Here is a 361-nt window from a genome sequence, read left to right as displayed (position 1 = left end):
GGCAGCTGGTCGAGATCGCCAAAGCGCTCGCTAAGAACGCCAAGGTCCTGGTGATGGACGAGCCGACCGCGAGCCTCGCGAAGCACGAGGTCGACAACCTGTTCGAGCTGATCCGCCGTTTGAAGGACCGCGGGATCGCGATCGTCTATATCTCTCACCGGATGGACGAGATCCGAAAGATCGCCGACACGATCACAGTGTTGCGCGACGGCCGCGTCGTGATGAGTAAGCCGGTGGCCGCGCTGTCTGCGGCCGAGATCGTCGAGGCAATCATTGGGCGGGGCCTCGCCTCCGAGCTCGTGTACCAGGAGCGGGGCGTCCCCGATGACGCTCCGGTGGTGCTTGAAGCGCGGGATGTCAC

The 361-nt window shown here is 64.3% G+C and carries 1 pseudogene; it reads left to right on the top strand.

The features are described 5' to 3' along the window. A pseudogene (locus tag SB660_RS19305) lies at window positions 1-361 on the top strand (D-xylose ABC transporter ATP-binding protein); the annotation flags it as partial.

Source organism: Bacillus sp. SIMBA_005, assembly GCF_046535585.1.
Lineage (GTDB): Bacteria > Bacillota > Bacilli > Bacillales > Bacillaceae > Bacillus > Bacillus pumilus.
Note: the sequence above shows the minus strand (reverse complement) of the source record. Positions and strands in the feature narration are given on the sequence as shown.